The sequence below is a fragment of the Streptomyces africanus genome, assembly GCF_002150735.1.
Classification (GTDB): Bacteria; Actinomycetota; Actinomycetes; order Streptomycetales; family Streptomycetaceae; genus Streptomyces; species Streptomyces africanus.
In genome coordinates this window covers 24291-48256 of sequence record NZ_MUKA01000225.1, presented here as the reverse complement: position 1 = coordinate 48256, position 23966 = coordinate 24291, and the positions used below count along the sequence as shown (strand labels likewise).

Sequence of the window (23966 nt, the reverse complement as noted above, 5' to 3'; positions counted from 1 at the left end):
GGTTTGGCGGCGGACGGGGGTGGGCTGGGTCACGCGGCCCGGGCCACGTGACCCAGCCCACCCCCGTCCGCCGCCAAACCGCGCGCTGACGTGACGTTCGTCATCCCCGCAGCATCCCGGCGGTGTCCAACTGGGGCGCATATCGCGGCATATGACACTGGCCGATGGCCCAGCGGCGTGGCTCACACCATTCCAATGGGGCGCCGACACCCGCTATGGTCCCGGTCGGTGGGTCGAGGTCCCTCGCCCCCGCCATGCCCTCGGGGGGAGGGAAGGAACCCAAGACGATGCCCGTACCCATACCGCGGCAGAGAGCGATCCCGGCCGTGGAGAGTGGTCAGGCGCAGGCCGAGTCCCGCTGCGACGGCACCGCCGAGCAGTCCGCCAAGGACGCCTCGGCAGCCGCCCCGCGCACGCCGGACACCGCCGGGAACATCACGGACAAGGTGGAGAACAACACCGCCCACACGAATCTGACCCTGCTGCTGATCGAGGACGATCCGGCCGGGTCTCCGATCGTGCCCGACATGCTCGATCAGGCAGGCAAGCCGATCCGCGTCCGCACGGCCCGCAACCTCACCGAGGCCGGGCGGCTGCTGACCGACGACGTCCACTGCATCCTGCTGGACCTCGCCCTGCCGGCGCCGGGCCGCAGCGACTCCGACGACGAGCTCGCCGTGCTCAAGCACGTGCTGGAGCTCGCGCCCCGGCACGCCGTCCTGGCGCTGACCGCCTCGGGCGACGCCGAGCGCGGCGCGGAAGCGGTGCGCGTGGGCGCCCAGGACTACCTCTTCCGCGACGAGCTGGACGGCCGGCTGCTGAGCCGGGCGATCCGCTACGCGGTGGAGCGCAAACGCTCCGAGTCGGCCGAGCGCCGGCTCGCCGAGGGCCGGCTGCGTGCCCAGGAGAACCGCCGCCTGGAGCGCGGTCTGCTGCCGACCCCGCTGCTGGACGGCTCCCCGCTCCGGTTCGCCGCCCGCTACCGCCCGGGCCGCTCGCGCGCCCTGCTCGGCGGCGACTTCTACGACGTCGTGCGCACGCCGGACGGCACCGTCCACGCCATGATCGGTGACGTCTGCGGTCACGGCCCGGACGAGGCCGCCCTGGGCGTGGAGCTGCGGATCGCGTGGCGCGCGCTGACGCTGGCGGGCCTGTGCGGCGACGAGCTGCTGGGCACGCTCCAGCAGGTGCTGGAGCACGAGCGGGCCGACGACGAGATCTTCGCGACCCTGTGCACGGTGGACATCGCACCGGACGGCCGCCGCGCCGGCCTGTGCCTGGCGGGCCACCCGTCGCCGCTGCTGGCCCGCCCGGGCAAGCCGGCCCGCCTGCTGCCGTACGACAACAACGGACCGGCGCTCGGGCTGCTGCCGGGTGCCCGCTGGCCGCGCATGCAGGTGGAGCTGGGCGCCGAGTGGAGCCTGATGCTCTACACCGACGGCCTGATCGAGGGCCATGTCGGCGAGGGCCGGGAGCGGCTCGGCCAGGAGGGCATGACGGAGATGGTGCGCCGCCAGATCGCCGAGGGACTGCGAGGCGAGGAACTGCTGCGGGCGGCGGTGAACGAGGTGCGCAAACTCAACGGTGGCGAGCTGACGGACGACGTGGCGGTACTGCTGCTGGACCGGGTGCCGTAACCCGGCCGGCCCCGAGGTGCTGCCCGGGGAGGGCTTACCGGCCGCCGTTCCAGGGGCCGTACGGGCCGTCGCTGCTGGAGCCGCGGCGGCTGCGGCCGCCGCCGGGGAGGGCGCGGATGGCGGGGCGGACGTCGACCATGTACACGATCGTCGCGATGAGACCGATGATCGGCAGGAACGACAGGATCGGGAAGAGCAGGTTCACCACGAAGGCCAGCGCGAGGACGATCATCCAGAACGGCTTGGTCTTCTTGTCGGCCGCGCGGTAGGCGTCCTCACGCCGCACGGCGGCGTCGAACAACGCGAAGCCGCTGAAAATGATCAGGGCAATGCTCAGAAGCCACATGAACCCTGCGAAGCCCTGCATCAGCACTACGTCCACCACCTGACTCGGCTCGTCCCTACGCGGTCACCGTACCCGTACAACGGGCCGGACACCCCCAGGGTGCCCGGCCCGTTGCGGTCGCTCTGCGCCCTCGGCCGTCCTACTTGGCCGGCGGGGTGCTCTTCTTGGCGGTGCTGGTCTTGCGCGCCGGGGCCTTCTTCGCCGCGGGGGCCTTCTTCGCCGGGGCGGCCGTGGCGGCGGGCTTCGCCGGCTCCGTCCTGACCTCGACCGGCTGGGCCTTCGGCTCGACGGCCACGGCGAGCTCCTCGACGCCCTCGGCGACGTCCTCGATGCCCTCGGCGGCCTCGCCGCGCCAGGTGCGCACGGCCTGCTCGCCGTGCTCGGCGACCTTCTCGTAGGTCTCGCGGGCCTTGACGGCGTACTCGGCGGCCACGCCGACCCCGCGCAGCGCGAAGTCCTGGGCGGTCTCGCCGATCTTCTTCAGATCCGCGTCGATCGTGCTGCCGAGCTTCTTGATGTCGACGTCGATCGAGCCGATGAACTCCGTGACCTTGGTCTGGAGGGTCTCCTGCGTCTCCTTGACGCGGGCGGAGGCCTTCTCCTGGACGGCCTTGGGGTCGGTGTTGCGTACGGCGTCGATCCGCGCGGGGGCCTCGGAGCGCAGCTGCTCCACCAGGGCCGGCACCTTCTTGGCCTGCTGAAGGGCGAGGTCGGCGGTGCCTGCGGCGAAGTAGAGCGGCGTCGGGTCGCTGAAGGTCTTGCGCAGGTCGTCGGTGATGGCCATGGTGATGGTCCTCCCGGATTCTTTTTCGCTTGAGGGTTCGGCTGAGGGTGGTGTGATCCGCAGCGGTACGGCCGGTGCCCTGGTCCGGCTCAGCCGGCCGTCTGCTGCGGGTCGGTGTCGCTGCCGCCGGTGGTCTTGCGGGTCCGGCGGGCGGCGGACGTACCGCCGGTGGTCTTGCGGGCGCGACGGGCGGGCGACGGTGACGTACCCGGTGACGCGGGCGCGGCGCCGTCGCCGCCGTCGGCCGTGCGGGTCCGTGGTATCCCGGTGCCGGCGTGCGGGGCGTCCCCGTCTCCGTCTCTGTCCGCCGCGTCCTCGGCGACCACGAGGTCGACGACCGCGGAGCCGTCGCCGGTCCCGAACCCGTTCTCCTTGCGGAAGGACTCGTAGATCTGCAACAGCACCTGCTTCTGCCGCTCGTTCAGCGTCGGGTCCGCGAGGATGACCGCACGCGTCTCCACCTCGTCCCGGTCCCGCTCGGCGTCGAGGATGCCGGCCCGGACGTACAGCGTCTCGGCGGAGATCCGCAGGGCCTTGGCGACCTGCTGCAACACCTCCGCGCTCGGCTTGCGCAGCCCGCGCTCGATCTGGCTCAGATACGGATTGGACACCCCGGCGGCGTCGGCGAGCTGCCGCAGCGACAGCTGCGCGTTGCGCCGCTGTTCGCGCAGGTAGTCACCGAGATTGCCGACGTTGAGCGATGCCATGACTCCACAGTGCCGCACCCCGCTAACTATTGCAAGCACCTGCTTGCAATAGTGCGCCACACCACCCTGACAGCCGCCTGAGGCGGGGACGCCACCCCGGCGTCCCGTCAGCCCGTGGCGAGCAGCTCAAGCGTGTCGATCACGCGGTTCGAGAAGCCCCACTCGTTGTCGTACCACGCGACCACCTTGACGTGGCGGCCGTCGACGCGGGTGAGGGCCGAGTCGAAGATCGACGAGGCGGGATTGCCCGTGATGTCGGACGACACGAGCGGGTCCTCCGAGTACTCGAGGACGCCGGCGAGCGGCCCCTGAGCCGCGGCGCGGTACGCGGCCAGCACGTCGTCGCGTGTCACGTCGCGGGCGACGGTCGTGTTGAGTTCGACGATCGAGCCCACCGGCACCGGGACGCGGATCGAGTCGCCCGACAGCTTGCCGTCGAGGTTCGGCAGCACCAGGCCGATCGCCTTGGCGGCGCCGGTCGTGGTCGGCACGATGTTGACGCCGGCGGCCCGGGCACGACGGGCGTCGCGGTGCGGACCGTCCTGCAGGTTCTGCTCCTGCGTGTAGGCGTGCACCGTCGTCATGAACCCGTGCTCGATACCGGCGAGGTCGTCGAGCACCTTGGCCAGCGGCGCGAGCGCGTTGGTGGTGCAGGAGGCGTTCGAGACGACCGTGTGCACGGCCGGGTCGTAGGCGTCGGTGTTGACGCCGAACGCGAGCGTGACGTCGGCGCCGTCCGACGGGGCGCTGACGAGTACCTTCTTCGCGCCCGCGTCGAGGTGGGCCCGGGCGGCCTTCGCCGAGGTGAAGCGGCCGGTGGCCTCCAGGACGATGTCCACGCCGAGTTCGGCCCACGGCAGCTGTGCCGGTTCGCGCTCGGCCAGCACGGCGATCCGGCGGCCGTCGACGACGAGGGCGTCCCCGTCGGCGGTCACCGGGCGCCCGAGCCGGCCGGCCGTGCTGTCGTAGGCGAGCAGCCGGGCGAGCGTGGCGGGCTCCGTCAGGTCGTTGACGGCGACGATCTCCAGGGCGCTGTCGCGCTCCAGCAGGGCGCGCAGCACATTGCGTCCGATGCGGCCGAATCCGTTGATGGCGATGCGAGTCATGAGCGATGTCCCTTCCCTCCCCACCAGGCTCGCCCGCGGCCGGCGCCCCTGACAGTGGCGGGATCGCCACGGTTCAAAAGGATCCCGCCACACGCTGCCCCGGGGCTACTCGCCCCGGGTGAAGGTGCGCCGGTACTCGCTCGGTGTGGTGCCGAGGATGCGCTGGAAGTGCAGGCGCAGGTTCGCCCCGGTGCCGAGCCCGATGTCGGCGGCGATCTGCTCCACGCTGCGCTGCGAGCGTTCGAGCAGTTCGCGGGCCAGGTCGATGCGGGCGCGCATCACCCACTGCATCGGCGTGTAGCCGGTCTCCTCGACGAAGCGCCGGGAGAACGTGCGCGGTGAGACGCCGGCCTGCCGCGCCAGGATGTCGAGGGTGAGGGGCTCGCCGAGCCGGTGCAGCGCCCACTCGCGGGTGGCGGCGAACCGTTCGCCGAGCGGCTCGGGGACGCTGCGCGGCACGTACTGGGCCTGGCCGCCGCTGCGGTAGGGGGCCGCGACCAGACGGCGGGCCGCGTGGTTGGACGCGGCCACGCCGAGGTCGCCGCGCAGGATGTGCAGGCACAGGTCGATGCCGGAGGCGGCGCCGGCCGAGGTGAGCACGCTGCCCTCGTCGACGAACAGCACGTTCTCGTCGACCTTGACGAGCGGATGCCTGGCCATGAGCGCCCGCGTGTAGTGCCAGTGCGTCGTGGCGCGCCTGCCGTCGAGCAGGCCGGTGGCGGCGAGCGCGAAGGCGCCCGTCGAGATGGCGGCGAGCCGCGCGCCCCGGTCGTGGGCGGCGATCAGCGCCTCGACGACGGCCTGCGGCGGGTCGTCGCGGTCCGGGAACCGGTAGCCGGGGACGAAGACGATGTCGGCCCACGCGAGCGCGTCCAGCCCGTGGGCGACGGAGTACGCGAGGCCGTCACCGCCGGTCACGAGGCCGGGTGTCGCCCCGCACACCCGCACCTCGTACGGCATGCTCGCGCGGGTCGTGAACACCTGCGCGGGAATGCCGACATCGAGCGGCTTCGCACCCTCCAGCACGAGGACGGCGACGCGATGCAGGCGGGGCGCGGGCACAGGAAGAGGTTACGTGGATGTGCCTTGGACACGCCCGTCAGCCGCTAGCGTGGGGCCGCATGATCGTATGGCTCAACGGCACCCACGGCGCGGGCAAGACGACGACCAGCGCGCTCGTGCAGCGGCTGCTCCCGGATTCGCGGGTGTTCGACGCCGAGAAGGTCGGCGAGACACTCATGGACATCAAGCCGGGGCTGCCGGAGACGGACAACTTCCAGCACTGGCCGCCGTGGCGGCCGCTCGTGGTCGAGACCGCCCGCCGCGTCCTCGACTACACCGGCGGCACCCTGGTGATACCCATGACGGTCCTGGTCGAGCAGTACTGGCGCGAGATCAGCGAGGGTCTGGCCGAACACGCCATCCCGGTACGGCACTTCGTCCTCCACGCCGACCAGGACACCCTCCGCGCGCGCATCGCCGGCGACACCGTGGTCGGCCCCAACTCTTCGTTCCGTCTCCACTACCTCGAGCCCTACGCCGAGGCGGCCCGCACCTGGCTGCACGCCGAGGCGGAGGTCGTCGACACCACGCACCGCACGCCCGCCGAGGCCGCCCAGCTGATCGCGGAGGCCGTCAAGAACTGACACGCCGGCCTCAGCCTCCGACGATGCAGAAGGGGTGCCCCGCCGGATCCGTGAGCACGCGCCATCTGCTCTCGTTCGGCTGCTGCTCCGGCCGGCCCGCTCCCAGCTCCAGCAGCCGGGCCTCGGCCTCCTCCAGATCCGCGACCCGGAAGCAGCAGTGCAGTTGCTGGGGCACGTCCTGACCGGGCCAGTCGGGAGCCCGGTAGTCGTCGACCCGCTGAAAGCCGAGGGAGAGCCCGTCCCCGCCGCCCAGTGAGGCGAACTCGGCGTTCGACCTCGGGTGCGGTTCGAGGCCGGTGGCCGCCTGGTAGAACGCCGCCAGCGCGAGCGGATCAGCGCAGTCCAGGGTTATGGCGCTCAACTTCATCTGTACGGACATGCCGCCTCCTGGCCGATCATCGGGTGGACACACGCGATCACCTTAGAAGCGTCACCGCTCCAAAATCGTTCGACTGACACGCCGTTCACGGCCATGATCCGCACCCATGACGATGTCACCGCGGTTCCTGGTCCGGGCCGCCGCCCGCAACAACGCCGAGTGGTGTGCGGCGATGTGCCGGGCGCACGGCGTGGCGGGTGAGTTCGGGGAGGAGGCGTGGGCCGCGGCGGGGCGGGCGCCGGTCCACTACCCCGACGCGGTGACGCTTGAGCCGGGCGTCGACCCGGACGCGCTCGTGGCACGGGTCGACACGGGCGCGCCCGGTGCCTCGGTCAAGGACAGCTTCGCCGATCTCGATCTGACGGGGGCCGGTTTCCGGGTGCTGTTCGAGGCGCGGTGGATCCGTCGGCCCGGGGGTGCGGCCACGCCCGCCCGCACCCCCGGGCCGACGGATCTCGCGTGGGACGTGGTGCGCGACGCCGGCGCCCTGCGTGCCTGGGCGCCGGCCTGGGACGACGGCGCCGGGCACGCGGGCCTCTTCCGGGACGGGCTGCTCGCCGACCCGCAGACCTTCGTGATCGCGGGACGGTCCGGTGACGGGCGCGTCGTCGCCGGGGCGGTGGCCACCCGTAGCGCGCACGTGGTCGGCGTCTCCAACGTCTTCGGGCGGGACGGCGGGCCCGACGCGGCCTGGCCGGGCGTGCTGCATGTGCTCGGCCGGCGCTTCCCCGCCCTGCCCGTGGTCGGGTACGAGAGCGGCGACGACCTGGAGACCGCCGTCCGGCACGGCTTCGAGCCGGTCGGCCCGTTGCGGGTGTGGCTGCACGGCGCGTAGCGGCGGGCCCGCCCGCGGCTACCGCGGCTTGTACGCCAGGAACGTGCCAATCTGCCGCTTGGTCCCCTCCTCCGGCTCCTGCACCACACGCGTCGTGACGACCAGCCCGGCCCGGTGGAGCAGTTCGGCGATCCGGTCCGGCGGCAGCAGGTACGACTCGTAGGACACCGGGTGGTCGCCGTAGGCGTGCGAGGGGCGCAGGTGCTCGCCGCCGCCCACCGGGCCGGCCAGCATCAGCCGGCCGCCGGGCGCGAGGGTGCGGTGGAACTCGGCGAACACGGTCGGCAGCCACTGCGGCGGGGTGTGGTGGGTGGAGTAGTACGCCAGGATGCCGCCGAGTTCGCCGCTGCCGGTCTCCAGTGCGGTCATCGAGCCGACGGTGAAACGGAGATCCGGGTACGCCTCCCGGGCCAGTCCGACCATCTCCGGCGACACGTCCACGCCGAACACCGGCACGCCCAGGGCGGCCAGATGAGCCGTCACCTTGCCCGGTCCGCAGCCCAGGTCGGCCACCGGCCCGGGGTGCGGCGGCCGGACGAGCTCGGCGAAGGCGGCCAGCATCGCGCGCGACACCGGGTCCAGCTCGGCCGGCTCCTTGACGAGCCGGGCGTAGTCGGCGGCGACGGTGTCGTAGGACTCTCGTACGGCGGTGAGGTGGGAGGGCTCGGTCATGCCGCGAAGGTAGACGACGGGGCTGACAGGGCCGGGCCGTCACGCCGAGCGAGCACCTGCCGGTCCCCCGCCCGTACTCCGACGCCAGTACGCCGCTTTACTCCTGCCGTCAGACGCCACCGCCACCCCCCGCCCGGCACGGTGGCAGCGTGAAGCCGAAGCAGAAGTCCCCCTCGATTCCGACACTCGGCCGCCCGGCGCGCAGGGCCGTTCTCGTCGTCCACGTCACCGCCTCCGCGGCCTGGCTCGGGCTCACGCTCGGGCTGCTCGCCCTCGGGAGCACCGCGGCCTCCACCGGGTCCGCCGTGACCGTGGAGTCGTCCGTGCGGGCCATGAAGCTCTTCGCCGACTGGCTCCTGCTCCCCGTCGCGTTCCTCACGCTGCTCAGCGGACTGGTGCTGTCCCTGGGCACGCCGTGGGGACTCGCCCGGCACCGCTGGGTCTGGACGAAGTTCTGGCTGACCCTCGCCACGACCACCGCCACGGTGTTCGCCCTGCGCCCCGCGGTGAACTCGGCGGTCACCGCCGTCGCCGCGGGCGGGCCCCTGCCCGATGCCGGTGACGTGCTGTTCGGGCCGGTCGTCTCGCTGTCCGCCTACGTCTTCATGACGGTGATCTCCGTCCTGAAGCCCTGGGGTCCGACCAGGCGGGGCAGGAGGCTGCGGGCACCCGTCGGGCGTCCTCTCCAGGACGCCTGAGCCAGCATTCGACCTTCCTAACAGCACTGAGATTTGCCTAATACTCTTAGGCAAGTGCACACTACCTTCTGGCAGAAGGGAGTGGCCGTATGGCGCGCGTAGGACTGACACCGGAACGCCTGACACAGGCAGGTGCCGAGCTGGCCGACGAGGTCGGCTTCGATCAGGTGACCGTCTCGGCGCTCGCCCGCCGGTTCGACGTCAAGGTCGCGAGTCTGTACTCGCACGTGAAGAACTCCCAGGACCTCAGGACCCGGATCGCCCTGCTCGCGCTCACGGAACTCGCCGACCGGGCCGCCGACGCCCTGGCCGGGCGGGCCGGCAAGGAAGCCCTGGCCGCCCTCGCGAACGTCTACCGCGACTACGCCCGGGAGCACCCCGGTCGTTACGCCGCCGCCCAGCTGCGGCTCGACCCGCAGACGGCGGCGGCCAGCGCGGGCGTCCGGCACGCGCAGATGACCCGGGCGCTGCTGCGCGGCTACGACCTGACGGAACCGGACCAGACCCACGCGGTCCGGCTGCTGGGCAGCGTCTTCCACGGGTACGTCAGCCTGGAGATGGGCGGCGGGTTCAGCCACAGCGCTCCCGACACCGACGACACCTGGGCCCGGATCCTCGACGCCCTCGACACGCTGCTGCGGAACTGGCCCGCACCCCCCACCGACCCCCGAGGCTGACACCATGCACTCCGAGCACGACTGGATCACCACCCCCCTCACGGCGGACCTGCTGCGCGGGGCCCTCGACCTGGAGCGCACCGAGCACGGGCTGCTCCCGCACCGGCTGCCCGCCCGGGCCCGCGCGCAGAACACCAACGCCCAGCTGGCCATGGCCGAGGCCCAGCCGTCCGGCGTACGGCTGGCGTTCCGTACCGCCGCGACCGCCGTCGAGCTGGACACGCTGCGCACCAAGCGCGACTACGCCGGCTTCCCGCCCCGCCCGGACGGCCTGTACGACCTGCTCGTCGACGGCCGCCCGGCCGGCCAGGCCACGGGGACGGGCGGCAACGTCCTCACGATCGACATGGCCACCTGGGACGGCGAGGTCACGCAGGGCCCGGTCGGCACCGTCCGCTTCACCGGTCTGCCCGCGCGGGAGAAGGACGTCGAGATCTGGCTGCCGCACAACGAGACCACCGAGCTCGTCGCCCTGCGCACCGACGCGCCCGTCGAGCCCGTGCCGGACCGCGGGCGCAGGGTGTGGCTGCACCACGGCAGTTCGATCAGCCACGGCTCCGACGCCGCGAGCCCGACCGCCATCTGGCCCGCGATCGCCGCGTCGCTCGGCGGTGTGGAACTGGTCAACCTCGGTCTGGGCGGCAGCGCGATGCTCGACCCGTTCACCGCGCGCGCCATGCGGGACACCCCGGCCGACCTGATCAGCGTGAAGATCGGCATCAACATCGTCAACGCGGACGCGATGCGGCTGCGCGCGTTCGGTCCGGCGGTGCACGGTTTCCTCGACACGATCCGCGACGGGCACCCCGACGCCCCGCTGCTGGTCGTCTCCTCGATCCACTGCGCCATCCACGAGACCACGCCCGGCCCCACGGCCCCGGACATCAACGCGCTCGGCGAGGGCCGGCTGCGGTTCGCCGCGATGGGCGACCCGGCGGAGGTGCCCGCCGGGAAGCTGACGCTCGGCGTCATCCGGGAGGAACTGTCCCGCATCGTCCGGCAGCGCGCCGCCGACGACCCGAACATCCACTACCTCGACGGCCTCGACCTCTACGGCGCGTCCGACGCGGCCCGGCTCCCCCTCCCCGACGAGGTCCACCCGGACGCCGCCACCCACCGCCACATCGGCGAATGCTTCCACGCACTGGCCTTCACCGAGGACGGCCCCTTCGCCCAGCGCTCCTGACCTCCCGCGACGGCGTCCCCACCCTGGGGACGCCGTCGCGCCCGGCGGGTCAGAACGGCAACGGCCGCCCCCGCACCACGTCCAGCCGTGTCACCGCCCGCGTCAGCACCACGTAGAGCCGGTGCAGCCCCCGTTCCTCCGCCTCGGCGATCGCCGCCGGCTCGACGGCCACGACGTGGTCGTACTCGAGGCCCTTGACGACGCTCGCCGGTACCAGGGACACCCGCGCACCGAGTTCCTCGGGTCCCGCCGCGTCGAGGCCGGCCGCGTCCAGGGCCGCCCGGATCCGGGGCACGTCCGCGTCCGCCGCGACGATCCCGACCGAGCCCTCCCGCCCCACTGCGTCCCGGACCGCGTCCACGACCGCGCGGGGCACCCCGTCCGGGTCCGTCTCGCGCATCCGCAGCTCCCCGTCCCCGCGCAGCGAACGGGCGGCCGGTACGTCCACGTCCAGCCGCTCCAGCAGCCGGTTGGCGAGGCCGACGACCGCGCGCGGCACGCGGAAGCCGGTGGTCAGCTCGACCACGGCCGCGTCCGGTTTCCCCAGGTGCGCCAGGACGGCCCGCCACGACCGGGCCGCCCACGGTGTCGTCCCCTGCGCCAGGTCGCCCAGGACCGTCAGCGAACCGAAGGGCGCCCGGCGGGCGATGGCCCGGCACTCCATCGGGGACAGGTCCTGCGCCTCGTCGACGACGACATGCCCGTATCCCTCCGGGTGCTCGATCAGCCCGGCGACCTCGTCGAGGAGCACCAGATCGGCGGCCGACCAGCGCGCCGACTTCCACGACCGGGGCGGTTCGTGCCACAGCAGCGCCCGCTGCTCGCCGGGGTCCAGCAGCCCGTCGGCGGCCTCCGCCAGCGCCCCGGGGTCGCCGAGCAGTGCGGCCACGACCTCTTCGGGCCGCACCCGGGGCCAGACGGCGTCGACGTACGCGGACACGGGCCGCGCCCGCTCGATCCGGCGCACCCAGGCGTTGGGGGGCGGCCCGGCCCGCCGTTCGGCCTGCTCGCGCAGGCACCGCACGATCCGCGCCCGCACCCGCTCCCGCCCGACCCCGTACGGCGGTTCCTCCTCCCGCACGTCCGCCACGATCCCCTCCAGGGTCCGCGCCGGCACCCGCCAGCGGTACGACCCGTCCGGCACGGCGAGGGAGCCGGCCCCCTCGGCGCGGACGCGCGCGTACAGCGCCCGCCGCAGCACCTCGGCCATCCGGGCGTCGTGCTTGACGACGGCGGCCGCCGGCTCGTCATGGCCCCTGACCGGATGCCGCGCGATCTCCTCGGCCGGCGTCGACTGCCGCACACCGGTCTCGCCGAGGGACGGCAGGACCTCCGCGATGTACGACAGGAAGGTGCGGTTGGGCCCGAGGATCAGCAGACCGCCGCGCCGGATGCGCTGCGGGTGCGTGTAGAGCAGATACGCGGCCCGGTGCAGCCCGACGGCCGTCTTGCCGGTGCCGGGCGCCCCCTGCACGCACACCGACGCCGCCAGGTCCGCGCGTACGAGGTCGTCCTGCTCGGGCTGGATGGTCGCGGCGATGTCCCGCATGGGCCCGACGCGTGGCCGTTCGATCTCCCGGGCGACGATGTCGCTGGTCCGCGTCTCGCCCTGCCCCAGGTGCTCGTCCTCCAGGCCGGTGAGGTCGGCGGAGTCGCCCCGGCTGCCGGGCGCCCACCCGAACCGGCGGCGCACGGCGACGCCCTGCGGGTCGCGGGCCGAGGCCTGGTAGAAGGCGCGCGAGACGGGCGCACGCCAGTCGACGACGAGGGGCGGCTGTGCCGGATGCTCGGAGATCCGCAGCCGCCCGATGTGCAACTGCCCGTCCTCCCCCCGCAGGGCCCCGAAGAACAAGGGCCCCTCGGGCAGTTCGCGCAGCGCCTTGGCCTGGCTGCGCAGCCGGTACCCGAGCACCTCGGCATCGGCGCCGGACGCGGAGACGTCCTCCCCGATGACGACCTGCTCGTCGGCCCCTTCGACCATCGCGGCGAGGGCGGCCCGGCAGCGGTCGTGGTGGGCGCGTTCACGGTCGAGGACATGCTGAAGGGCAGGCTCGGTCGACGTCATTCCACAGAGCGTACCGGGAAAACGCAACCAAGTTAAATTTATTACTCGGTATCACCCCTGAGACTGGGCGGCAGCCCGGCCGCCAGCCACCCGAACGCCCGCTCCGCCGCCGCCACCGCGTCCGCCCGTACGTCCTCCACCGGCTCCCCCGCCGCGATCCGCCGCCAGTTCTCCATCGCGAGGATCCGCCGCACGGCCATGATCTGACCGGCCGCGAGCCGCGCGTCCAGATCACCCCCGAGCGCCTCGGCGAGCGCGGCCTCGGACCGCTCCTGGTGCGTGTGCGCCCGGGCGACCAGGGAGGGCGTCCCGTAGAGCAGCCGGTGGAAGGCGAGCACCCGGGGATCGTCGTTGAGCCCGGTCACGGGATCGCACCGCTCCAGCCCCTGAAGGAAGTGCCGCCGCAGCGCCTCCACGGGCTCGTCCTCCGCCTCGGCCACCACCCGCGCGGCCTCGCCCTCGTGGTCGGCGATCCGGTGCAGCACCAGATCCTCCTTCGCCGGGAAGTACCGGAACAGCGTCGGCTTGGAGATCTCGGCCGCCGCCGCCACCTCGGCGACGGACACCGCGTCGAACCCCTTCTCCAGGAAGAGCCCGATCGCGATGTCCGACACGACCTGGTACATCCGCTGCTTCTTGCGCTCCCGCAGCCCGATCTCACTCATGCGGCGAGCCTACGCAGAAGGACCCTGGACCGGAGTCCGCCTCAGGACGTCTGCCAGCGGATCAGCGCGGCGATGATCTGCGAGCGGCTCGGCACCTGCGCCAGGCCGAGCGGCCGTGCGGCGGCGGTGAGGATCTTCTGGAGCTTGCCGGCCGCCACGGGCAGGGCCACCCAGTTGAAGGCCGCGTCCTCGCGCAGGGACAGCGAGACCCGGATGACATCGGTGAAGACCGACTGCGCCCGCTTGAAGTCGAGGATCAGCGGCAGGTCCCGCTCCCACCCGGCCGAGCTGCCCGGCCGGATCCCCTCGACCAGGTCGCACCACTCACGGACCATCCGGTTCTCCTGATCGCCCGGGTAGCGCATCAGGTACAGATGGGTGGCCAGGTCGTAGAGCGGATCGCCCAGCATGGCCAGCTCCCAGTCGATGGCCCAGAGCCGGCCCTCCGGGTCGAGGACGAAGTTCTCCCGGTGCAGATCCGCGTGCAGGAGACAGAACGGGCGCTCCTGGAGGCCCAGGACGTGCTTCCTCAGGAGGGTGAACGATTCGTCCGAGATACCGAGCGCGTGGAACAGGCCGGCGAACTCCGTGTGGTTCTTCCGGTAGACCTGCTCCTCGACGAAGACGATCAGACGCTCCAGAAAGCCGTCGCTGTCCCCGTTCTCGGCCCGGTCGCGGTCCTCGCAGCGCCGCTCCACCCGCAGCATGTCCGGCGTGACCCGCACCATCTCCCGGAAGAGGTCGACGATCTGCGCGAACACCGGGTCGGGAACGCGCCGCCCCGGCCGCCGCTGCTCACCGAGCGTCCGCCCCTCGATGAAGCCCTGGAATCCCATACCGGCGACATCGACGATGGCGGGGACGCGGCTGATGTGCTCCTGGAGGGCGCGCAGCAGCGCCTCCTCCGACCTGAAGCACCTTCGGTCGAACCACAGGATCTCGGAGCGCGGCTCGCGGACCTTGACGGTCCGTGTCCCGCCGGGGAGCGCGAGGACATAGGTCTCGTGGTGGTACCCCTTGAGCGGCCCCGTGACCAGGCTCGGGTCGCCGCTCATCTCGACTGCTCGCTGCCGAGCACCGGAGACCGATGGGGGTGTCATTGGGTGGTTCAGCCTGCCCCGGTGGTGCGGATGGTGTAAGGGGGAAGGCACGTTACTCCACCGGACGCCGTGATCAGGGGAGAACCGGGCTATCGATCCGAACTCCCCCCTCCCAGGTGAACACCCCTAGCCGCGCAGCACCCGCAGTACGGGCTCCAGGGATTCGATCACGGTCTCGGCTCCCGCTTCCTTGAGGATCTTGGCCTTCCGCGGGTTGCTCGCGTACCCGAGGAACGGCACTCCGGCCCGGGCGGCGGCCTCGTGGTCCGGAGGGGTGTCGCCGATCATCAGGGCGTCGGCCGGGGCCGCGCCCATGGCGTTCAGCGCCCGGTTGAGGCAGTGGGGGTCCGGCTTCAGGTGGTGGAGTTCCTGGGTGCGGCCGTAGATGTGCGGGGCGAAGCAGCCGGCGATGCCCCGGCCTTCGAGGTACGTGCGCACCACCCGCGGGGAGTTGTTGGTGGTGATCGCGAGTCCGGAGCCCACCGCGGACCAGGTGCGTATGAGCGGATCCGCGTACGGGGTCGGCATCGCCGAGGACGCGGCCCGCAGCTCTTCCTGGGTGAGACGTTCCTCCAGCTCCGCGACGAGGTCGCTGCCGGGGTGCCGGCGGTCCACGGCGCGCAGGACGACCTGCGGGTCGAGCGACTCGCGTTCCTTCTCCGTCAGCAGGCCGTGCAGGCCCCGGCCCTCCAGCCAGGACACCAGGTCGCCCGCCACCCCGGCCGCCGAGTGCCGGGCGAACAGCCGGCAGATGGGACCGTCGAAGTCCCACAGCACGACACGGGCGCCTTTGATCAGAGTCGGAAGGTGGTACTGATCGTTCTCGTTCTCGACTGTCGTCGAACCAGTCTGTGTCGTATCAGGAGTCACTAGGAGAGTGTCAGGTCCGTGGTGATGGTTTCCCAGAGGGCGTCGAACCACTTCTGGGATTCCTGGACGAACGCCGCGTCCCGCAGGCCCGCCCGTTTCACGAAGGAGAAGAGGAGCGACTGGGAGCCGAGGACGTCGTACATGTCCAGCGTCTGGCTGCCCCATTCCTCCGCGCGCCTGGTCAGCATGTAGTAGCCGATCAGCGCCTCCTCCTGGTTGAGCAGGTACAGCTTCACCGGCGGGGTGAAGGGCAGCGCGCGGAACGTGACGTGCACGTCGATGCCGTGCGTGGAGCGCAGGGCGAGCAGGTTGTGCTGGAGGACCTGACCCTGGGCGTTGCGCATCGTCAGCCAGCGCTTGTGGACCGGATTGTCGTCGCCGTGCGCCTCCACCGGTACCGGGAAGGCCAGCTCGATGTCCCGGGAGGGCACCAGGATGCGGACGTCGATCGACTCGGGGTGGATACGGCCCTCGTGGATCAGGCGGAGCGGCTCGCCGATGGCGACCATCAGGGTCTCCGCGGTGTGGCAGACGACGTCGACACGGACCCGGCGGGCCGAGAAGGCCTCGGTGAGCCGCGGTGCCAGGCCCACCATCGTCGGCTGGGGCTCGCCGCGGGCCGGGGCGGGCGCGGCGATCCGCGGCGGGCTGCCCTTGCTGACGTTGGTGAGCAGGCCGTCCTCCTGGAGCGCCCGCAGGGCCTGACGCACGGCGCCGCGTTCCACGCCGAACTCCTCCGCCAGTTCGGCCTGGGTGGGCAGGCGGTCGCCCGGCTTGAGCTCCCCGGCGCGGATACGTTCCCGCAGGATGTCGGCGATCTTCTGGGGCGACTGCCTGCTGCTGCCGTTCACTGCCACGCTCTCCTGAGTCACGACCAAACGCTACAACTTTGATCCATCTGGCGGGAGTTGCTTGAAAGTTGTTTATTACTAGTAGCCAAGTGGGGACAACTTAATCAGAGTTGGTTGCCAACTTGCTTGAGTTGGCGGAAGTTTTGCTTCCGAAGGGGGAACCCAGATGCCCGCCCTCGCTCTCCTCTCCGCTGCCTTCGTCGTCGCCTTCGAGCAGCTCGTCCAGTGGAAGTACGGCCCGGCCGGAATCGTCGGGCTGATCCTTCTCACCGTGGGCATCAAGGCCAAGAGCCCGGCCGTCAGCTCCGCGGGAGCGGTCGTGCTCGCGCTGCTGATGACGGGCCCCGTCCGTTGACGTCAGCTCGTCAGCTCGTCAGCACCAGCTCCGAACTGATCGTCTCCCACAGTGCGTTGAACCACAGGTGCGACTGCTCGACGAACGTCGTGTCGCGCAGGCCGGGGCCCTGCTGGAAGGAGAACAGCATCGACTGGGTGCCCTGGGCGTCGTACATCTCCAGGTGCTCATGGTCGATCTCGGCCTCCCGGCGCATCAGCGTGTAGTACGCGAACAGCGCCTCGGTGTTGTTGAGCAGGTACAGCTTCACCGGCGGGGTGAAGGGCAGCGCGCGGAACGTGACGTGCACGTCGATGCCGTGCGTGGAGCGCAGGGCCAGGAGGTTGTGCTGGAGGACCTGGCCCTGGGCGTTGCGCATCGCCAGCCACCGCTCGTGCACCGAGTCGTCGCCGTGCCCCCCGACCGGCACCGGGAAGGCGAGGTCGATGTCCCGGCTCGGCAGCAGGACCCGGACGTCGACCTTGGCCGGTTTCAGCCGTCCGGCGTGGATCTGCCGCAGCGGCTCACCGATGGCGAGGGTGAGGGAGATGGCGGTCAGGCACACGGCGTCGATCTCGACGTGCTCCGCCGCGAAGGCCGTCGCTATCCGGGGCGCGAGGGCCACCGTGGTGGGCAGGGGCGGGGCTTGTGGGCCGGTCAGCGCCCTGGCGGGATCGGGGGCGACGGTCGCCGGGCTGCCCTTGGACACGTTGGTGAGCAGCCGCTCGGACTGAAGGGTGCGCAAGGCTTGGCGGACGGCACCGCGCTCGACGCCGAACTCGTGTGCCAGCTGGGCCTGGGTGGGCATGCGTTCACCCGGCCGCAGCGCTCCTGACCTGATCCGGGCGCGCAGTTCGTCGGCCACCTCGTGATGTGTCCTCTGTGGCCGTTGCGACCTCTTCCGTCCAGTGACGGGGGCGTGTTCCGGGTCCACAACCAAACAGTACAACTTCCCGCCATCTTCCGGCAGTTCATCACTAGGTGGTTATGAGCCGCTTCCAAGCGGAGATAAGTACAGTGAAGTTGGTCACCAACTTGGGTGACATGGTCAGGCCTTCACGAGGTTGGCCATCCATCATGGGGCTCCCTTCCGGAGGGGAGCCGGGAGCCCCGGACAGCTCGCTACGGATGCGGGATCCCTGTCGCCGGCGGAAGGAGGGCAGCTCAGAACATGTCCGGGCACCAAGGCCGCCTGGACGTACGCAGCAGGGCGTCGGCCTTCCGGGCGGCGCCCGCTCGTTCTTCCTGCACCCGGCCCAGCGCCGCCAGCCGCACCGCCGACTCGTCGCCGAGCCACAGCGCCGCCAACTCCCCCAGTCCAATTACCACGTCCGCGCTCCGCGTGGTCGGCGCACAGGACGCCCCGGCCGCCGAGGCCTCCAGACGGTAGCGCCCCCCGGTCAGCCCGTCCACGCTGGCGACCTCCAGCACCAGCGCCCCCTCCCCCTCGTACGTCCGCGCCTCAAGCGCCCGTTGGACGTCGAGGATCCGCACCCACAGCCAGTCCGCCAGCGAGGTGATCCTGGCCGCCCGCGGATCCGGCAGGAGGAGCGGGAGCAGGTCGTCGGGCGCCCGCCAGCCGCTCTTGACCGTCACGACCCAGTCGATGGAGCACAGGTACCGCCACAGGGCGTGCTCCGCGGCCGGTGTCGCGCCGAGCAGCCACTGCACGGTGGCCGTGTTCAACGGCTGCTTGGCGTCACCCCAGTTGTCGTCGACCTCGTAGGCGGCCATGCCCTCGACCTCGCCGGACGCCGAGCGGTACACGGCGAAGAAGGGCAGCTTCCACGACGGGTCGAACCGCAGGGCGCCGGTGTTGAGCTGCCACCACATCTCGTCGCGGGTGATGACACCGGGCCGGGTGCGGCGCAGCCGCTCGTGCAGCTCCGGGCCGAGCTTGCGGACGTCCTCACCGTCCACCAGGTCGATCCGCCCGCCGTCCGCCGGGCCCGCCCAGCGGGCGTCGAGACCGGCGCGCGGCACGTCGACCGTCCACTCGGACGTCCAGGTCGCCGGCCCGAAGCCGTACCGGCCGTATATCGGGTACTCGGCGGCGATCAGCGTCGCGACGACGTCCCCGCGCTCCTTCGCGGCCGCCAGGTCCTGCGCCATCATGCGGCTGAGCAGCCCGCGGCGGCGGTGCGTGGCGGTGACGGTGACGCCCGAGACGGCGTCGGCCGGGACACTCGCCCCGCCCACCACCGTGAGCTCCTGGTCGAAGGACCGGAAGGTCGCCACACACCGGCCGCCGTCGAAGGCGCCGAGGTAACGGCCGGGGACGAACCGCCGGCGACGCCCCTCGATCTCCTCCTCGGACAGGGCCGACGCCCGCAGGAAGCCGGTGTTCACGGCACGCAGCCAGTCGGCGAACTCGGCTTCCGTAACGGGGCGTACGTCGATGCCGTCGGCGCGGGGAGCGGTGGTCATGGCATCACGCTAGGCGGAGGGCCGGTCGGTGTCGCGTCAATATCCGACCGGCCCTCCCCGGACACCCCCCGGCACCTCATACCAGCAGGTCGTCGACCTGGGCCTCCCCCTCGCGGTACCGGCGCGCGATCTCCGCGCTGCACTCGTCGGCCGTGCGCTGGAGCCGCTGCCGCCGCCGGGAGACCTGCTGCTCGTAGCGCACGAGCCGGCCCATCGCGGTGTTCAGCTCCAGGTCCGTGCGGGCGTCCAGGTCGGACAGCTCGACCTCGGCGAGCATCTCCGCGGCCAGCCGCCGGTACTCCTCGCCCTGCGGTGTCCCCAGGGTCAGATGACGGGCCGAGGAGCGGTGCCGGGCCGGGGCGTCCCGCAGGATCTCCGCGAGCCGCTCGACGACGGACGCCTCCGCGGGTACGGCGACGGAGGCCGCGCCCACCGGGGTGCGCCGGGCCAGCTCCGCCCGCAGGATGTCGATCCGCCCCTGGAGCAGCCGCCGCACGTAGCTGAGGTCGGCTTCGTCGCGCTGGGCGTCGCGGCGCAGCGTGCGCAGTTCGGGCAGGCTCAGCGTGGTCAGACCGTGCTCGGGAGCGTCCGAGGGCAGCGGCGGGCTGTCGGTGCGCTGTGTGGGCGGCCGGTGGTACTCCGCCCCCGTGTGGCTGGACCAGACGGTCCCCCGCGGATGTCCGGTACTGGATGTGCTCATGTGCCTCAACCGTCCCCTCGACCGGTGTGTGAAAGCATCGTGCCACCCCAAGTGGCCGCTATGGGAACGAGTGCCCCCGATAGACCCCAGATGGGCGGTTAAGCAGCAAAATACGGCCGTGCGCGGCCTGTTGGCCTCCGGGCAAACCACCCTTTCGGGCCATGCGCGAACCGCGCGAAGCGCGAAAGTCACCGCCCTGCATGATGGACGTATGCGAGCAGTGGTGCAGAGGGTGGACGGCGCGAGCGTCGTCGTGGACGGCGAGACCGTAGGGGCGATCGAGGGCGAGGGGCTGTGCGTCCTCGTCGGCGTCACGCACGAGGACACCAAGGAGAAAGCGGCCCAGCTGGCCCGCAAGCTCTGGTCGGTCCGCATGCTGCACGACGAGAAGTCGTGCAGCGACATCGACGCCCCACTGCTGGTGATCAGCCAGTTCACCCTGTACGGCGACGCCCGCAAGGGCCGCCGCCCCACCTGGAACGCCGCCGCCCCCGGCGATGTCGCCGAGCCGCTGGTCGACGAGGTGGTCGCCCAGCTGCGCGCGCTGGGCGCGACGGTGGCCACGGGCCGTTTCGGAGCGGCGATGCGTGTATCACTGACGAACGACGGCCCGTTCACCGTGCTGATCGAGATCTGACCCGAAAGAACGACAAGCCTTACGGCTCGACGACGACTTCCTGGGCCGCGGCGGTGTCGCCGGCTACGAGCGGGGCGTCCACGGCCACGTTCCGCTTCACCAGGGCGAGGGCGACCGGGCCCAGCTCGTGGTGGCGTGCGGAGGTCGTGATGAAGCCGACCTTCCGGCCGTCGGGTCCGTCGTCGGCGAGCCGGACCTCGGTGCCGGCCACCGGCAGGTGGACCTCGCTGCCGTCCAGGTGCAGGAAGACCAGCCGGCGCGGCGGCTTGCCCAGGTTCTGCACCCGGGCCACCGTCTCCTGACCCCGGTAGCAGCCCTTCTGGAGGTGCACCGCCGAGCCGATCCAGCCCAGCTCGTGCGGGATGGTGCGGTGGTCGGTCTCGAAGCCGAGCCGGGGCCGGTGCTGCTCCACGCGCAGCGCCTCGTAGGCGAGGATCCCGGCGGGCGGCCCGGCCTGCTCGGCGTACGCCTCCAGGCCGTCGCGGGGCAGGAACAGGTCCCGGCCGTACGGCGTCTCCCGTACGACGACGCCCTCGGGCACCTCGGTGATGGAGCCGGCCGGCAGGTGCACGACCGCGATGTCGGCCGTCCGGTCGGCGACCTCGACCTTGTAGAAGAACTTCATGGACTCCAGGTACGCGATCAGCGCGTCCTGGGTGCCCGGCTCCACATGGGCCCAGACGGTCTCGCCGTCGTCGACGAGGTACAGCGCGTGCTCGATGTGGCCGTGCGCGGAGAGGATCAGCGCCTCGGTGGCCTGGCCCGCCGGGAGGTCGCTGACGTGCTGGGTGAGCAGCAGGTGCAGCCAGGCGAGCCGGTCCTCGCCGGTGACGGCGACGACCCCCCGGTGCGAGAGGTCCACGAAACCGGTGCCGTCGGCGAGGGCACGCTGCTCGCGGAACAGATCCCCGTAGTGGGCGGCGACGCCTTCGTCCACGCCCTCGGCGGGGACGGCGCCGGGCAGGGTCAGCAGGGGGCTCTTCATATCCGTAAGCCTACGACTCGGTAGTTGAAGCCTTGAGCGCGCAGTCCTCGCACCGGCCGAAGATCGCGAAGTGCTTCATGTCGGTGTCGAACCCGAACGTCTGCCGCAGCTTCGCGGTGAACTCGGCGGCCACGGAGACATCCGCCTCGATGACGTTCTGGCAGTCACGGCAGACCAGGTGGAGGTGATGGTGCCGGTCCGCGAGGTGGTACGTCGGCGCCCCGTGCCCCAGATGGGCGTGGCTGACCAGGCCGAGCTCCTCCAGCAGCTCCAGCGTCCGGTACACCGTGGAAATGTTGACCCCCGACGCCGTCTTCCTCACTTCCACGAGGATGTCGTCGGGGGTCGCGTGCTCCAGGGTGTCCACGGCTTCGAGCACGAGTTGCCGCTGCGGGGTCAGCCGGTAGCCGCGCTGCCGCAGATCGCTCTTCCAGTCGGTGCTCACCACACCGGCCAGTCTAGGACTACTTGAAGAAAGCGATCCCGTCGTCGGGCATGTCGTCGGGCAGGGCCTTCGCCCAGCGCTCGACCTCCTCCGGGGTGACGACCTTCTTCAGGTGGGCCGACATGTAGGGGCGCAGCTCCACCTCGGGGGTCTGCTTCTCGCCCACCCACATCAGGTCGCTCTTGACGTAGCCGTAGAGCCGCTTGCCGCCGGTGTACGGCTGGGAGGCGGCGGTGCGGGCCACCGCGTCCGTCACGAGGTCGATCTGCGGCTTCTTGTCGGCCAGCTCGCCGTACCAGATCTCGATGACACCGTCGTCGCGGGTCATCGTCACCTCGACCTTGCGCTCGGCGTCGATCCGCCAGAAGCCGTGCTCGGACTCCAGCGGCCGGACCTTGTTGCCGTCCTTGTCCAGCACCCAGCTGTGAGAGCGGTACTCGAGGAAGTCCCGGCCGTCGTGGGTGAAGGCGACCTCCTGCCCGAAGTTGCACTTCTCGGAGCCGGGGAAGTCGTGCACACCGGCCCCGGCCCAGTTGCCGAGCAGGAAGGCGAGCGGGACGAGGTCCTTGTGGAGGTCGGACGGGATCTCGATCATGGGAACTTCCTAGACGTGGGTCAGCGCTGGCCCTGGTACAGCTTCTTCACGGTCAGTCCGGCGAAGGCGAGGACGCCGACGGCGACCAGGACCAACAGGATTTCGAAGAAAAGCTCCACGGGGTGCTCCTTGAGCGGGGTGCGGTTGTGTGCACAGGGCCGCGCCCAGCTTACGCGGGCGCTTTCGGCACTACGATTCCGGCTATGGCGAAGAAGCTGGTGATCAAGGTGACGGCGGGGGCGGACGCCCCCGAGCGGTGCTCCCAGGCGTTCACGGTGGCGGCGGTGGCCGTCGCCAGCGGCGTCGACGTCTCCCTGTGGCTGACCGGCGAGTCCGCCTGGTTCGCCCTGCCCGGCCGCGCCGCCGAGTTCGAGCTGCCGCACGCGGCCCCGCTCCCCGACCTCCTCGACTCCGTCCTGGCCGCCGGCCGCGTCACCCTGTGCACGCAGTGCGCGGCCCGCCGCGAGATCACGGAGCAGGACGTCCTGAAGGGCATCCGCATCGCGGGCGCCCAGGTCTTCGTCCAGGAGGCCATGGCGGACGAGACGCAGGCGCTCGTCTACTGAGACGCCTCCGTGGCCTCCGTGTAGAGGCAGAACGGATGGCCCGCCGGGTCGAGGAGCACCCGGACATCGGCCTGCGGCTGGAAGGCGGCGAGACGGGCCCCGGCGGCGACGGCCCGCGCGGTCTCGCGTTCCAGGTCGTCGACCTCGATGTCGAGGTGGATCATCATCTGCTGCCGGTCCGGCGTGCTCGGCCAGACGGGCGGCCGGTAGCCGGGCTCGGTCTGGAAGGACAGTCCGGTACCGCCGTCCGGCGGCCGGATGTGCACCCAGTCCGGCCCCTCCTCCCCGCGCCACACCCGCCACCCGGGCAGCAGCCGCAGGTAGAAGGCGGCCAGCTCACGGGCGTCCGGGGCGTCCAGAGTCGCCGCCGTCAGGCGCACGGTTCCTCCCCCACGTGCCTTCAGTAACGGCGCCTCTTGCCGTCCAGTTCGTCCCACCACTCGTCGGACTTGGGGTCGCCGGACGGGTCGTCCCACCAGCGGTCCTCCGGCCCCCGGCGGTTCGCGACCATCGCGGCGACGGGCGGGATGACCATGGCCACCACGCACATCCCCACGGCCACGGGGATGGACCACAACCGCACCACACCCCAGGCCAGGACGAAGAGGCCGATGCAGAGGCCCATCATCGCGAAGTACGTATGCCGCCGTCGTGCGTACATACGTCCAGCGTAGGTCCGGGCAGGCCGAAGGGCCGCACCCCAGGCGTCCAACCCGTGGGATGCGGCCCCTCCTGGCACTGTCGCCGTCAGACGGCGATCGCGACCTCCGCCAGGCCGCCCTGCTGGGCGACGACCGTGCGGTCGGCGGTGGCGCCGGGCACGAGGGCGCGGACGGTCCAGGTGCCCTCGGCCGCGTAGAAGCGGAACTGTCCGGTCGCCGAGGTCGGCACCTCGGCCGTGAACTCGCCGGTCGAGTCCAGCAGACGCACGTAGCCCGTCACGGGCTCGCCGTCCTTGGTCACCTGACCCTGGATGGTGGTCTCACCGGGCTTGATCGTCGAGGCGTCCGGGCCGCCGGCCTTCGCTCCACACATGTCGTACTCCTGAAGAGA

Annotated in this window: 30 protein-coding genes; 9 read left to right on the top strand and 21 right to left on the bottom strand. The window is 71.7% G+C overall.

Annotation, left to right across the window (positions count from 1 at the left end):
* Positions 1 to 287: 287 nt before the first annotated feature.
* Positions 288 to 1637, top strand: a complete 1350-nt coding sequence (locus tag CCL05_RS26485) for a PP2C family protein-serine/threonine phosphatase (protein WP_086562997.1) — start codon at positions 288 to 290, stop codon at positions 1635 to 1637.
* A 34-nt stretch (positions 1638 to 1671) separates the two neighbouring features.
* Here CCL05_RS26485 and CCL05_RS26480 read toward each other — a convergent pair whose 3' ends face one another.
* The 5 genes from CCL05_RS26480 to CCL05_RS26460 form a co-directional block, all read right to left on the bottom strand.
* Positions 1672 to 2004: a DUF2516 family protein gene (locus CCL05_RS26480; protein ID WP_208641625.1), complete on the bottom strand. Its 333-nt coding sequence runs from the start codon at positions 2002 to 2004 to the stop codon at positions 1672 to 1674.
* 118 nt (positions 2005 to 2122) lie between these two features.
* The gene (locus CCL05_RS26475) at positions 2123 to 2767 is read right to left on the bottom strand and encodes a hypothetical protein (protein WP_086562996.1); all 645 of its coding nucleotides are present in this window, start codon (positions 2765 to 2767) and stop codon (positions 2123 to 2125) included.
* Positions 2768 to 2856: 89 nt separating this feature from the next.
* A complete protein-coding gene (locus CCL05_RS26470) occupies positions 2857 to 3474 on the bottom strand; it encodes a helix-turn-helix domain-containing protein (protein ID WP_086562995.1) in 618 nt (205 codons plus the stop codon).
* Between the two features lie 107 nt (positions 3475 to 3581).
* Positions 3582 to 4580 (bottom strand): type I glyceraldehyde-3-phosphate dehydrogenase, encoded by a 999-nt coding sequence (gene gap, locus CCL05_RS26465; RefSeq protein ID WP_086562994.1) that lies wholly within the window; start codon positions 4578 to 4580, stop codon positions 3582 to 3584.
* A gap of 105 nt (positions 4581 to 4685) precedes the next feature.
* The gene (locus CCL05_RS26460; protein WP_086562993.1) at positions 4686 to 5642 is read right to left on the bottom strand and encodes a GlxA family transcriptional regulator; all 957 of its coding nucleotides are present in this window, start codon (positions 5640 to 5642) and stop codon (positions 4686 to 4688) included.
* A 59-nt stretch (positions 5643 to 5701) separates the two neighbouring features.
* On the opposite strand from CCL05_RS26460, the gene CCL05_RS26455 reads away from it, so the two are divergent.
* Positions 5702 to 6226, top strand: a complete 525-nt coding sequence (locus CCL05_RS26455) for an AAA family ATPase (RefSeq protein ID WP_086562992.1) — start codon at positions 5702 to 5704, stop codon at positions 6224 to 6226.
* A gap of 10 nt (positions 6227 to 6236) precedes the next feature.
* On the opposite strand, the gene CCL05_RS26450 is transcribed toward CCL05_RS26455, so the two are convergent.
* Positions 6237 to 6605: a VOC family protein gene (locus CCL05_RS26450; protein WP_086562991.1), complete on the bottom strand. Its 369-nt coding sequence runs from the start codon at positions 6603 to 6605 to the stop codon at positions 6237 to 6239.
* Positions 6606 to 6711: 106 nt separating this feature from the next.
* Between CCL05_RS26450 and CCL05_RS26445 the strand changes: the two genes are divergently transcribed.
* Positions 6712 to 7440 carry a hypothetical protein gene (locus CCL05_RS26445; protein WP_086562990.1) on the top strand — a complete coding sequence of 243 codons (729 nt, stop codon included), beginning with the start codon at positions 6712 to 6714 and terminating at the stop codon, positions 7438 to 7440.
* Positions 7441 to 7458: 18 nt separating this feature from the next.
* Here the strand turns inward: CCL05_RS26445 and CCL05_RS26440 are convergent, their stop codons facing one another.
* A complete protein-coding gene (locus CCL05_RS26440) occupies positions 7459 to 8112 on the bottom strand; it encodes a class I SAM-dependent methyltransferase (RefSeq protein WP_086562989.1) in 654 nt (217 codons plus the stop codon).
* A 149-nt stretch (positions 8113 to 8261) separates the two neighbouring features.
* On the opposite strand from CCL05_RS26440, the gene CCL05_RS26435 reads away from it, so the two are divergent.
* The 3 genes from CCL05_RS26435 to CCL05_RS26425 all read left to right on the top strand — a co-directional run bounded on the left by CCL05_RS26435 (position 8262) and on the right by CCL05_RS26425 (position 10673).
* Positions 8262 to 8810 carry a DUF2269 domain-containing protein gene (locus CCL05_RS26435; RefSeq protein ID WP_208641624.1) on the top strand — a complete coding sequence of 183 codons (549 nt, stop codon included), beginning with the start codon at positions 8262 to 8264 and terminating at the stop codon, positions 8808 to 8810.
* A gap of 89 nt (positions 8811 to 8899) precedes the next feature.
* On the top strand, positions 8900 to 9487 hold the full coding sequence (locus CCL05_RS26430) for a TetR/AcrR family transcriptional regulator (RefSeq protein ID WP_059418811.1): 588 nt from the start codon (positions 8900 to 8902) through the stop codon (positions 9485 to 9487).
* Between the two features lie 4 nt (positions 9488 to 9491).
* Positions 9492 to 10673 (top strand): GDSL-type esterase/lipase family protein, encoded by a 1182-nt coding sequence (locus CCL05_RS26425; protein WP_086562988.1) that lies wholly within the window; start codon positions 9492 to 9494, stop codon positions 10671 to 10673.
* Positions 10674 to 10722: 49 nt separating this feature from the next.
* On the opposite strand, the gene CCL05_RS26420 is transcribed toward CCL05_RS26425, so the two are convergent.
* The 5 genes from CCL05_RS26420 to CCL05_RS26400 form a co-directional block, all read right to left on the bottom strand.
* Positions 10723 to 12738, bottom strand: coding sequence for a HelD family protein (locus CCL05_RS26420; protein WP_086562987.1), 2016 nt, complete (start codon positions 12736 to 12738; stop codon positions 10723 to 10725).
* 41 nt (positions 12739 to 12779) lie between these two features.
* Positions 12780 to 13403, bottom strand: coding sequence for a TetR family transcriptional regulator (locus CCL05_RS26415; protein ID WP_086562986.1), 624 nt, complete (start codon positions 13401 to 13403; stop codon positions 12780 to 12782).
* Between the two features lie 41 nt (positions 13404 to 13444).
* Entirely contained in the window at positions 13445 to 14458 is a 1014-nt protein-coding gene (locus CCL05_RS26410; RefSeq protein WP_086562985.1) for an aminoglycoside phosphotransferase family protein, read from the bottom strand.
* Between the two features lie 171 nt (positions 14459 to 14629).
* Complete coding sequence (locus CCL05_RS26405) at positions 14630 to 15280, bottom strand: HAD family hydrolase (protein ID WP_244204416.1); 651 nt, start codon at positions 15278 to 15280, stop codon at positions 14630 to 14632.
* Between the two features lie 92 nt (positions 15281 to 15372).
* The gene (locus CCL05_RS26400) at positions 15373 to 16251 is read right to left on the bottom strand and encodes a winged helix-turn-helix domain-containing protein (RefSeq protein ID WP_086562983.1); all 879 of its coding nucleotides are present in this window, start codon (positions 16249 to 16251) and stop codon (positions 15373 to 15375) included.
* Positions 16252 to 16390: 139 nt separating this feature from the next.
* On the opposite strand from CCL05_RS26400, the gene CCL05_RS26395 reads away from it, so the two are divergent.
* Entirely contained in the window at positions 16391 to 16579 is a 189-nt protein-coding gene (locus tag CCL05_RS26395; protein ID WP_020273448.1) for a hypothetical protein, read from the top strand.
* Between the two features lie 10 nt (positions 16580 to 16589).
* Here the strand turns inward: CCL05_RS26395 and CCL05_RS26390 are convergent, their stop codons facing one another.
* From CCL05_RS26390 to CCL05_RS26380, 3 genes are all read right to left on the bottom strand, one after another.
* Positions 16590 to 17498, bottom strand: coding sequence for a FadR/GntR family transcriptional regulator (locus tag CCL05_RS26390; protein WP_086562982.1), 909 nt, complete (start codon positions 17496 to 17498; stop codon positions 16590 to 16592).
* Between the two features lie 224 nt (positions 17499 to 17722).
* Positions 17723 to 18985 carry a GNAT family N-acetyltransferase gene (locus CCL05_RS26385; protein WP_086562981.1) on the bottom strand — a complete coding sequence of 421 codons (1263 nt, stop codon included), beginning with the start codon at positions 18983 to 18985 and terminating at the stop codon, positions 17723 to 17725.
* A 76-nt stretch (positions 18986 to 19061) separates the two neighbouring features.
* Positions 19062 to 19685, bottom strand: a complete 624-nt coding sequence (locus CCL05_RS26380) for an RsiG family protein (protein WP_086562980.1) — start codon at positions 19683 to 19685, stop codon at positions 19062 to 19064.
* Between the two features lie 211 nt (positions 19686 to 19896).
* On the opposite strand from CCL05_RS26380, the gene dtd reads away from it, so the two are divergent.
* Complete coding sequence (dtd, locus tag CCL05_RS26375) at positions 19897 to 20322, top strand: D-aminoacyl-tRNA deacylase (RefSeq protein WP_086562979.1); 426 nt, start codon at positions 19897 to 19899, stop codon at positions 20320 to 20322.
* Positions 20323 to 20341: 19 nt separating this feature from the next.
* Here the strand turns inward: dtd and ygfZ are convergent, their stop codons facing one another.
* The 3 genes from ygfZ to CCL05_RS26360 are packed head-to-tail and all read right to left on the bottom strand — an operon-like array spanning position 20342 to position 22347.
* On the bottom strand, positions 20342 to 21307 hold the full coding sequence (gene ygfZ / locus CCL05_RS26370; RefSeq protein WP_086562978.1) for a CAF17-like 4Fe-4S cluster assembly/insertion protein YgfZ: 966 nt from the start codon (positions 21305 to 21307) through the stop codon (positions 20342 to 20344).
* A gap of 10 nt (positions 21308 to 21317) precedes the next feature.
* Entirely contained in the window at positions 21318 to 21755 is a 438-nt protein-coding gene (locus CCL05_RS26365; protein ID WP_086562977.1) for a Fur family transcriptional regulator, read from the bottom strand.
* 16 nt (positions 21756 to 21771) lie between these two features.
* Positions 21772 to 22347 (bottom strand): heme-binding beta-barrel domain-containing protein, encoded by a 576-nt coding sequence (locus tag CCL05_RS26360; RefSeq protein ID WP_010036187.1) that lies wholly within the window; start codon positions 22345 to 22347, stop codon positions 21772 to 21774.
* Positions 22348 to 22550: 203 nt separating this feature from the next.
* Between CCL05_RS26360 and CCL05_RS26350 the strand changes: the two genes are divergently transcribed.
* A complete protein-coding gene (locus tag CCL05_RS26350) occupies positions 22551 to 22913 on the top strand; it encodes a DsrE family protein (RefSeq protein ID WP_086562976.1) in 363 nt (120 codons plus the stop codon).
* On the opposite strand, the gene CCL05_RS26345 is transcribed toward CCL05_RS26350, so the two are convergent.
* The 3 genes from CCL05_RS26345 to CCL05_RS26335 all read right to left on the bottom strand — a co-directional run bounded on the left by CCL05_RS26345 (position 22907) and on the right by CCL05_RS26335 (position 23948).
* On the bottom strand, positions 22907 to 23293 hold the full coding sequence (locus CCL05_RS26345) for a VOC family protein (protein ID WP_086562975.1): 387 nt from the start codon (positions 23291 to 23293) through the stop codon (positions 22907 to 22909). The two genes, CCL05_RS26350 and CCL05_RS26345, sit on opposite strands and share 7 nt — an antisense overlap.
* 20 nt (positions 23294 to 23313) lie before the next feature.
* A complete protein-coding gene (locus CCL05_RS26340; RefSeq protein ID WP_086562974.1) occupies positions 23314 to 23574 on the bottom strand; it encodes a DUF3099 domain-containing protein in 261 nt (86 codons plus the stop codon).
* A gap of 86 nt (positions 23575 to 23660) precedes the next feature.
* On the bottom strand, positions 23661 to 23948 hold the full coding sequence (locus CCL05_RS26335; RefSeq protein ID WP_054243838.1) for a DUF1416 domain-containing protein: 288 nt from the start codon (positions 23946 to 23948) through the stop codon (positions 23661 to 23663).
* Between the last annotated feature and the right edge of the window lie 18 nt (positions 23949 to 23966).